Raw genomic sequence first — 8810 nt, 5'->3', positions numbered from 1 at the left:
ATGTCAAAGAGCCAAAAACAGGGACGCTCGATCATCCCCTCTTACGGGGAAACCGCGCATCCTAGTTTTTTGCGACCACCGCGCCGGCCGAAGTGGCTCAGCGCCGCGGTGAGAGGGCATATATGGAGGGGTCGCTGGAGCGTCAACCGCCTTTTTGCAATTTTGTTTCAAAAGGGGGTAACGCCAATTGCGGACCCCGGAGTTTTCCGCGGAAATACACGGGTTTGGGGCTATGGAACGCGCATCGGGAGTATGAAGTTTGAGTGACAGCGATGAAGCCCTTTCGAGCCGCGTACGGCGTGCGGTGTTCTGGCGATCGGGAAGCCAGATCGTTGCGCAGATCGTCATGTGGGGCTCGACGCTCGCGGTCATTCGCATCCTGAACCCGCAGGATTACGGGCTTTTCGCGATGACTCAGGTCGTCCTCGTGCTGTTCAACTTCCTCAATGGCTATGGATTCGCGAGCGCGCTGATCCAGGCCGAATCGCTGGACCAGAATCGAATCAGGCAGGCCTTTGGCATGCTGATTCTGCTCAACGGCGCTCTCGCGATTCTCCAGCTCGTCACCGCGGCGCTGGTCGCGGCCTATTACCGGCAACCCGAAATCGCATCGCTGCTGCGCGTTCAGGCGCTGCTCTATCTGGCGACGCCCTTTATCGCGCTGCCCGACGCGCTGCTCAGCCGCGCGCTCGACTTTCGCAACCAGGCCAAGGCGAATCTCGCCGCCGCGCTCGCGGGCGCACTCGCCGCGCTCGGCTGCGCGCTCGCGGGGATGGGCGTGTGGACATTGGTCTTCGCGCCGATCGCGCTCTTTTACACACGCGCAATCTGCCTGACGCTGGCCTCACGCGTGCTCGTACGCCCGAGCTTCGACTTTCGAGGTGCGGGCGCGATGTTCGGATTTGGCGGCGCGCTTCTCGTTTCCAACCTGTTCTGGACGATCCAGAACCAGGCCGACATCGTCATTGGCGGGCGGATGCTCGATCCGCATGCGCTCGGCCTCTATGCGGAGGCGCTCTTCCTGACGCAGATCTTCGTCAACAAGTTCGTGCCGCCGCTCAACGAGGTGGCCTTTCCCGCCTATTCGCGGTTGCAGAATGACGATGCGGGCTTCGCGTGGTCGTTCCTCAAGGCGATCAGGATCATCATGCTCGCGGCGCTTCCGATCTATTTTGGGCTCGCCGTCAGCGCGGAGCCCGCGGTGCTCGTGCTGTTCGGGCATAAATGGGCAGAGATCGTGCCCCTCGTCCGCATCCTGGCCTTCGCCATGCCCTTCATGACGCTGCACGTCCTCCTCGCCCCCGCGCTCAATGCCAAGGGGCAGCCGGGACTGACCGCGCGGATATCGATCATCGGTGCGATCGTCATGGTCGCAGCGTTCCTGATCGGCGCGCGCTTCGGGGCTGCAGGGCTCGCATGGGCCTGGCTTATCGGTTTTCCGGTCACCACGCTTGCGGCCTGCGTCGTGGCGCTTCCCGTGATCGGAGCGCGGTGGCGTGATCTTGGCGATGCGCTTGCCCCCGGGCTGCTTGCCGCTGGAGCCATGGCGCTGATCGTCCGGGCGGGCGATTCCTTGCTTCCGGCGCTGCCGCCCTTGCCACATCTGCTTGTGCTCATGGCGGTGGGAGGCGTCTCCTATGCAGCGCTGCTGTACCTGTTCGCCCGCACGACGCTGGACGAGCTTCTGCGGCTCGTCATCCGGCGGCAACCCGCGACCGCCCATTGATCGTAACAGCCCGAGTCGGCGCGAAACGATCAGGGTCTAGACGCTCTGGATATATTCGAGCATCGCATTGGCCTCGGCCTCGATCTTGTCGATCCGATATTTGACGAGATCGCCAATCGAGATGAAGCCCACCATGCGGCCACCCTCGATCACCGGCAGGTGACGGATGCGCCGCTGTGTCATCAAGGACAGCGCGCCCAGCGCGGTGGTTTCGGGTTCGCTCGTCACCGCCGGCGCGGTCATCACCTCGGCGACGGGGCGATCGAGCGCGGCCGCGCCTTCACGCTCCAGGCTGTAGATCACGTCACGTTCGGAAAAGATGCCGAGGACCGCGTCGCCCTCGACGACCGGCAGCGCGCCGATCCGTTTCGCGGCCAGAAGCGACACCGCTTCGGCAACGCTGGTCTTGCCGGTGATCGAGATGATCGGGTGGGGGTTACGCTCAAGTATCGCCTGGATCGTCATGGTTGCGACTCTCCCTTGCCCTTTTATGCCCTGGAGCCTTGATGTTCCCATGACTTGGCCACAAAGGAAAGGGCATGACTGACGATAGCCCCGACCTGTCGGACCCTGAATATGCGCGTTTCGCCTGGCGGCGCTATCGACGGCTGATGGGCTGGATGACGCTGGCGTCTCTGGCCGCGGTCGGCGGCGCGCTGCTCTTCCTGCGCTGGAGCTATGGGCCGCTTTCGATTCACATGACGATAGCGACCGCTCTGGGTGTCGGGCTTTCGGTGCTGCTGGGCACCGCGCTGATGGGGCTGGTGTTCCTGAGTTCGGGAACCGGTCATGACGAGCGAATCCAGGACTTTTCAAAGGACGACGACGAATGAGCCAGATCGGCAGCACCCCGCACGACCCTATTTTGCGCGTGGTCCCCGGCCCCACCGACATCAACTCAAACGGCCATATCTTCGGCGGCTGGATCCTCTCGCAGATGGATATCGCCGGGGGCATCGTCGCATCGCGCGAGGCAGAAGGCGCGGTCGCCACCGTCGCGATCGAGACGATGGAATTCATCGCGCCCATTCTCGTGCGCGACCTGATTTCGATCTACGCCCATGTCGTGCGGCGCGGCCGCACCAGCCTTGCCATCAAGATCGAGGTGATCGCGTCGCGCGACCGCGGCGAGACCGAGGTCAAGGTGACCGAAGCGGTCTACACCTTCGTCGCGCTCGACGAGAATCACCGGCCACGGCCGCTGCCCGGCAGCGCCTGAGCCGGCAGTCCCCGGCCCCCGTCAGAATTCGATCTGCGCGCGCAGCGCAACCGAATCGGTGTCATAGCGGCGCTGATCGAGCGGCCTCGTCGAATCCGGGACCACCGTCGCCGCATAGGGGCCGCCTTCAACCTCGATATGCGAATATTGCAGCAGGAAGCGGAGATATTCGACGGGGTTCCAGATCGCGCTCAGTTGATAGCCGGTCTGCTGACCGCCGTTGATCAGGATGGGCGTCGGGACGAGGTCCGAGCTGAAGCGATCGGTGAGATCGAGATAGTCGAGCCGGGCGTTGAGCTGGATTGCACCGATTCCCCCCTTGTCGACGGGATTGAGTACCTTGGTGCGATCCCATTTGCCGCCCTTGTAGCCACGCGTCTCGCCCGTCACGTACCAGCCGATCTCCGCATAACCCGAGAAGAAGTCGGGCGCGTTTTCGAGTATGATGCCCGCAACGTCGCTGCCGATGCTGCGGCGATAGCCGTCGACCCAGAGCTTGTGCGCCTCGCCCGCGAAGTGGAAGGGGCCGAAAATGCCCCCCAGTTCGACCCCGAGCACATCATCGCCATTGACGTTGAGCACGCCGGTATCGACGAAGCGCACATCGGTGATCTGTGTGAAGGGACGCGCGCGATAGCGATTTTGCGGCACCTGGGTCTGCGTCTCGCGATGCTGGAAGCTCGCGCCGAGGTGCAACCGGCCAGTGTCCCCGATCCTGGGCGACCAGGTGCCGCGCACGCTCGCCTGCCACTGATTGTCCGAAAAACTGTTGCTGATCGGTCCCTGATAGATGCCCGCGGTCACCGTGTAGCGGTCCTTGGGATCGATCAGTCCGACCGAGGCGCCGATGCGGCGACCGAAACCGAAGGCGTCGGTCGACTGATCGCGCTCGATCACGGAACCCAGCTTCGAGCTGGTGACCGCATCGAGGCCGGCGAGCGGGAAGGCGTTGCCGACCGTAACCAGCAGCGGTGATCCGTCCTTCTGCCAGGTCAGGATGACGTCTTCATAGCCGACCTCGCCATTGGCGAAGTTGAACTCGGCCTTGTAGCCGAAGCCGCCGGGCAGGTTGCCCTGCGCGCCGAGCACGATCCGCCGTGCGCGCGTGCGCCATCCCCCCAGATTGGCGGTCACGATCGCATCATCGGGATTGCCGACATAGCCCGTGTCAAACTGAAAAAAGCCCGTCGGCTTGAAACTGAAGCCCTTGGCCTTGTCCTCGAACTGCGGTGCGCCCTTCCAGCTGGGGGCCGACGCGACCGCGGTCTGCGCGGGAGCGGGAGCGGGAGCCGCCGGCGCTGCGCTTGCGGTCGCCTCGGCAGCCTTGCTGGCCTGCATCTGGGCCTCGAGTTCGCTGACCTTGGCCTGCAGCGCGTCGATCTGCGCCTTCAGCGCCTGGATATCGGCGGCGCTGGGCGCGGTTTGAGCCTGAACGGGTGCGGTCAGCGCGGTCGCGGCGAGCAGGCCCGCCAGGTTCAGAGTCTTCATCGGCCGTATCTCTCTATCGTATTCGCAGGACGCCCCCGTCCGCTGATGGTGACGCCGCTAGGACCATTTGATGACAGTCATGAGACGCAATGATGACTGTTCCATGACATTATAGAACATGTCCTACGCAAGAAGGGGTGGCACCGCGAACGGTACCACCCCTTCATGTCGTTCATCTGACGATGGGGCCGGGAAGCCCCGACCGGTCAACCCTCGACCGAAGCCTCGGCTTCGGCTGATTTACGCGGACGCCGCGTGCGCGGCTTAGGCGCGGGCGCCTGTTCCTCGGCCGCCGGCGAAAGGGCGGGCGGGAGTCGATCCACGCCAAGGCTCAGCTCGGCAGTGGCATCGACCGCATGGCCATTGGTGTCGGCCTTGGCATTGCGACGAGGCCGCAAGCCAGCGCGCGCGCGCGACGCAGGCTGAGGGGCCTGCGCCTCGGTTGCCTCGGTTGCCTCGGGGGCCTCGGAGACATTGCCGCGCGCATCGTCTTCATCGGCGCGCTGATCGGCAGCATATTCGCGCACCTCGCGCCGCGGCGCACGGTCGCGATTGCGATCGCGGCGCTGGCGACGGTAATCGTCCTGATCGTCCTGATCGACCTGATCGCCGGTGGTTTCGTCCTGCGCGTCATCGGCGCGGATATCGTCACCAAGATCCTCGTCGTCCTGGATGTCGTCGCGCTGGCGCCGATTTTCCTCGAAGCGCGCGCGGCCTTCGTTAAGTACGCGGAAATAATGGTCCGCGAACTGGAAATAATATTCCGCCATGACCCGGTCACCCTGGGTCTGTGCGTCGCGCGCAAGATTCTTGTACTTCTCATGAAGCTGCGCCGCGTTGCCACGTGCACGGTTATCTATGCGATTGCCCTGATCGGGCCGACCCTGGCCGGATTGTGGCCGCTGGCCGCCGCGGCCGCGCCGGCGGCCGGACTGACGATTGTTCATCAAGCTGTGTGTGTCCTTGACTAGCGTAAAACCTAGACAACGCTCCCGTTAAAACGGTTGTCAGCCCCTGTCCGGCCTTGCCGCGCACGCCTGTCAGGCGAGCGCGCCGTGCCTTTTGCCTGAGCCACCGGACTTCAGCGACGTCATGACTTTGGGGGCAGGTAACGGCAAATTCAGAGCTACGCTGTCGATTTGCCCGTCCCTGAGACCTATCTAGCGAGCCGCCCGACGCTCGCCAAGGGGAAATGTGCGAAAAAGCGTCAGGCCCGCGAAAGTACGATCGCGCGATCGCGACCGGCCAGATCCGACCGACACGATATGGCGCATCCGCTATCGGCAAAAAGCGCTTCGACATCCGTACGTTGCGTGGCGCCGATCTCGATCGCTGCAAGCCCTCCCTGCGCGATGAGCGGGGGAATCTGGATCGCCAATTTCCTATAATCAGAAAGCCCGTCGGAGCCCGCAAATAGTGCTTCATGCGGCTCGAATGCCCTGACATCGGCCCCGATCTGTTCGTTTTCGGCGATATAGGGCGGGTTGCACAGGACAAGATCATAGGGTCCGGACAGCCCGGCCGCCCAATCGCCCGACGCGAAGGCGGCGCGCGCTCCAAGGCCCAGTCGTGCCGCGTTCGCCCGTGCGATATCGAGCGCCGTCCCTGAAGCGTCGATGCCCAAGCCTGTCGCTTCGGGCCATTGGTCCAGCGCCGCAAGCAGCAACGTGCCCGGGCCGGTGCCGAGGTCGAGCACGGTTTTCGGCCCGGTCGCACCAAAATGCGCCAGCGCCGCCTCGATCAGTGTCTCGCTGTCGGGGCGCGGAATCAGCACGCCCGGCGCAACATGCAGCGTAATCGTCCAGAAATCGCGCGTACCGGTGATATAGGCCAGCGGCTCGCCCGAAAGCCGGCGCTCGAGCAGCGCCGCGAATTCTTCAGGCACGGCGGAACCCGCCCGCCCCAGCAACACGTCCTCGCGGCGGACGCCCAGCGCGTGCGCCATCAGCAGCTCGGCATCGAGCCGCGGCGTATCGCTTGCCCCGCCAAGCCGCCGCGCGGCCTCGCGGAGCGCCTTATCCATCCAGATTCGCCAGCCGCTCGGCCTCGTCCTCGGCAACCAGCGCGGAGACGAGTTCGTCGAGCTGGCCCTCGAGAATTTCGGGCAGTCGGTGGAGCGTCATGTTGATGCGGTGATCGGTCACGCGACCTTGCGGAAAATTATAGGTCCGGATCCGCTCCGAACGGTCGCCCGATCCGACCATCGACTTGCGCGCGCCCGCATGCGCGCTGGCGACGCGCTCGCGCTCGGCTTCATAGAGCCGTGCGCGCAGCACCTTCATCGCCTTGGCCTTGTTCTTGTGTTGCGATTTCTCGTCCTGCTGGCTGACGACGATCCCCGTGGGCAGGTGCGTGATGCGCACCGCGCTGTCGGTGGTGTTGACGTGCTGGCCGCCCGCACCCGACGAACGGAAGACGTCGATGCGCAGATCCTTCTCGTCGATATGGACGTCGACTTCCTCGGGCTCGGGCAGCACCGCCACCGTCGCGGCCGAGGTGTGGATGCGTCCGCCGCTTTCGGTGACGGGCACGCGTTGCACACGGTGCACCCCGCTTTCGAACTTGAGTTTGGCGAACACGCCCTGTCCGGTCAGGCTGGCGATGACCTCCTTGTAGCCGCCAACGTCCGACGGGCTCGCCGACATCAGCTCGACACGCCAGCCCTGCCCTTCGGCATAGCGCGAATACATGCGGAACAGGTCGCCCGCGAAAAGCGCCGCCTCGTCGCCGCCAGTGCCTGCGCGGATCTCGAGCATCGCGGGCTTGTCGTCAGCGGCGTCCTTGGGCAGCAGCCGGATCGCGAGGTCGCGCTCGGCCTGGGGGAGCTTGTCGCGGATCGTCGCGACTTCCTCGACCGCCATTTCGCGGATTTCCGGCTCGGCCCCGCTGTCGGAGACGAGTCCCGAAAGGACATCGAGCTCGGCACGCAACCGGCGGACCTCGCCCGCGGCAACGGCGACCGGCTCGATCTCCGCATATTCCTTGGACAGAGCGACGAAATGTTCGGGCGCGAGATCGCTGCGCGTCATCATCGCCTGAAGCTCGTCGCGCCGCGCCTCAATCGCGGCGATGCGGTCCGCCGAGATCGAGATCATGCCGCGCGAACCGCTTCCACCAGCGTGTCGAGCGACACTTCGGATTGCGCGCCCGAGCCAAGGTCCTTCACCGCAGCAACGCCCTTGGCGAGTTCGTCGTCCCCCAGGATCACGGCAAACCGTGCGCCCGCGGCATTCGCCTTCTGCATCCGCTTCTTCATGTTGCCGCGATACGCCATGTCCGCCGATACGCCCGCGCGGCGCAGCGTCGCGACGATGCCCTGTGCTGCGGCTTCGGCTGCAGCGCCCATCGGGATCAACGCGACCTGCGGCCCCTCGCCCTGCGGCGCGCCCGCGAGCATCGCCAGCCGTTCGATCCCCGCGGCCCAGCCCACGCCCGGCGTCTCGGGACCACCGAGCGAGCCGATCAATCCGTCATAGCGCCCGCCCGCGAGCACAGTGCCCTGCGCCCCCAGCCGGTCGGTCACGAACTCGAAGGCGGTGTGGCGATAATAATCGAGCCCGCGCACCAGCGTCTCGTTGCGCGTCCATTTCACCCCGGCAGCATCAAGCCCCGAAGTCACCTGCGCAAAGAAAGCCGCGGCCTCTTGCGTAAGGAACTGGTCGATCCCCGGCGCGCTGTCGGCGATCGGGCGATCGCGCGGATCCTTGCTGTCGAGGATGCGCAGCGGATTGCGTGTCAGCCGGTCGAGGCTGTCCTCGGACAGTTCGCCGCGATACTTCTCGAAATGCGCGACCAGCGCGGTCCGCCATGCATCGCGCGTCGGCGCATCGCCCAGCGTGTTGAGCTGCAGCGTCACCTCGTCTGAAATTCCGAGTTCGCGCAGCAACTGGTCGGCAAGAACGAGCAGCTCGACATCGGCCTGCGGCTCGGCGGCGCCGATGATCTCGGCGTCGATCTGGTGGAACTGGCGATAGCGCCCTTTTTGCGGGCGTTCGTAGCGGAACACGGGCCCCGACGCCGCGAGCTTGATCGGCGCGAATTGCTGCCAGCCCTCGGTCAGATAGGCGCGGCAGATGCCCGCGGTGAATTCGGGGCGCAGCGTCAGCGAATCCCCGCCGCGGTCGGGAAAGGTGTACATCTCCTTGGAGACGACATCGGTGGTCTCGCCGATCGAACGCGCGAACACCGCGGTCGCCTCGAAGATCGGAATCTCTACGCGCTGGAAGCCATAGAGCCCGCGCACACGATCGAACGTATCGATCACATGCTGGAAGGCGCGCTGCGCCTCACCCAGCATGTCCTGCGTTCCACGGATGCGATTTGGGGTCTGTCCAGCCATAATGCTGCGCTCTCTAGTAGAGAGTTTTCAAAATCGCT

Annotated in this window: 9 protein-coding genes; 3 read left to right on the top strand and 6 right to left on the bottom strand. The window is 64.8% G+C overall.

The window, feature by feature from the left end:
- Positions 1-259 precede the first annotated feature (259 nt).
- Complete coding sequence (locus MKI88_RS13130) at positions 260-1726, top strand: lipopolysaccharide biosynthesis protein (protein WP_241631838.1); 1467 nt, start codon at positions 260-262, stop codon at positions 1724-1726.
- 36 nt (positions 1727-1762) lie between these two features.
- Here the strand turns inward: MKI88_RS13130 and MKI88_RS13125 are convergent, their stop codons facing one another.
- Positions 1763-2191, bottom strand: coding sequence for a CBS domain-containing protein (locus MKI88_RS13125; RefSeq protein WP_241631837.1), 429 nt, complete (start codon positions 2189-2191; stop codon positions 1763-1765).
- 74 nt (positions 2192-2265) lie between these two features.
- On the opposite strand from MKI88_RS13125, the gene MKI88_RS13120 reads away from it, so the two are divergent.
- Together MKI88_RS13120 and MKI88_RS13115 are read left to right on the top strand one after the other, a co-directional pair.
- The gene (locus tag MKI88_RS13120) at positions 2266-2559 is read left to right on the top strand and encodes a hypothetical protein (protein WP_241631836.1); all 294 of its coding nucleotides are present in this window, start codon (positions 2266-2268) and stop codon (positions 2557-2559) included.
- On the top strand, positions 2556-2945 hold the full coding sequence (locus MKI88_RS13115; protein WP_241631835.1) for an acyl-CoA thioesterase: 390 nt from the start codon (positions 2556-2558) through the stop codon (positions 2943-2945). The genes MKI88_RS13120 and MKI88_RS13115 overlap by 4 nt, the downstream gene beginning before the upstream one ends.
- 21 nt (positions 2946-2966) lie before the next feature.
- On the opposite strand, the gene MKI88_RS13110 is transcribed toward MKI88_RS13115, so the two are convergent.
- The 5 genes from MKI88_RS13110 to hisS all read right to left on the bottom strand — a co-directional run bounded on the left by MKI88_RS13110 (position 2967) and on the right by hisS (position 8772).
- The gene (locus MKI88_RS13110) at positions 2967-4433 is read right to left on the bottom strand and encodes an OprO/OprP family phosphate-selective porin (protein ID WP_241631834.1); all 1467 of its coding nucleotides are present in this window, start codon (positions 4431-4433) and stop codon (positions 2967-2969) included.
- A 206-nt stretch (positions 4434-4639) separates the two neighbouring features.
- Positions 4640-5380 (bottom strand): DUF4167 domain-containing protein, encoded by a 741-nt coding sequence (locus tag MKI88_RS13105; protein ID WP_348636257.1) that lies wholly within the window; start codon positions 5378-5380, stop codon positions 4640-4642.
- A gap of 260 nt (positions 5381-5640) precedes the next feature.
- A complete protein-coding gene (prmC, locus tag MKI88_RS13100; RefSeq protein WP_241631832.1) occupies positions 5641-6456 on the bottom strand; it encodes a peptide chain release factor N(5)-glutamine methyltransferase in 816 nt (271 codons plus the stop codon).
- Complete coding sequence (gene prfA / locus MKI88_RS13095) at positions 6449-7528, bottom strand: peptide chain release factor 1 (RefSeq protein WP_241631831.1); 1080 nt, start codon at positions 7526-7528, stop codon at positions 6449-6451. The genes prmC and prfA overlap by 8 nt, the downstream gene beginning before the upstream one ends.
- Positions 7525-8772 (bottom strand): histidine--tRNA ligase, encoded by a 1248-nt coding sequence (gene hisS, locus MKI88_RS13090; protein ID WP_241631830.1) that lies wholly within the window; start codon positions 8770-8772, stop codon positions 7525-7527. Before hisS ends, prfA begins: the two co-directional genes overlap by 4 nt.
- Positions 8773-8810: the final 38 nt, after the last annotated feature.

The organism is Sphingomonas sp. LaA6.9 (assembly GCF_022601895.1).
Lineage (GTDB): Bacteria > Pseudomonadota > Alphaproteobacteria > Sphingomonadales > Sphingomonadaceae > Sphingobium_A.
The sequence above is the reverse complement of the archived record's forward strand: the minus strand, read 5'-3'. Positions and strand labels throughout refer to the sequence as shown.

What these genes read in the sequence shown, in the direction of transcription:
- MKI88_RS13125 (WP_241631837.1), bottom strand. Translation starts at nt 2,191, where the DNA reads ATGACGATCCAGGCGATACTTGAGCGTAACCCCCACCCGATCATCTCG.
- MKI88_RS13105 (WP_348636257.1), bottom strand. Translation starts at nt 5,380, where the DNA reads ATGAACAATCGTCAGTCCGGCCGCCGGCGCGGCCGCGGCGGCCAGCGG.
- MKI88_RS13110 (WP_241631834.1), bottom strand. Translation starts at nt 4,433, where the DNA reads ATGAAGACTCTGAACCTGGCGGGCCTGCTCGCCGCGACCGCGCTGACC.
- hisS (WP_241631830.1), bottom strand. Translation starts at nt 8,772, where the DNA reads ATGGCTGGACAGACCCCAAATCGCATCCGTGGAACGCAGGACATGCTG.
- MKI88_RS13120 (WP_241631836.1), top strand. Translation starts at nt 2,266, where the DNA reads ATGACTGACGATAGCCCCGACCTGTCGGACCCTGAATATGCGCGTTTC.
- prfA (WP_241631831.1), bottom strand. Translation starts at nt 7,528, where the DNA reads ATGATCTCGATCTCGGCGGACCGCATCGCCGCGATTGAGGCGCGGCGC.
- prmC (WP_241631832.1), bottom strand. Translation starts at nt 6,456, where the DNA reads ATGGATAAGGCGCTCCGCGAGGCCGCGCGGCGGCTTGGCGGGGCAAGC.
- MKI88_RS13115 (WP_241631835.1), top strand. Translation starts at nt 2,556, where the DNA reads ATGAGCCAGATCGGCAGCACCCCGCACGACCCTATTTTGCGCGTGGTC.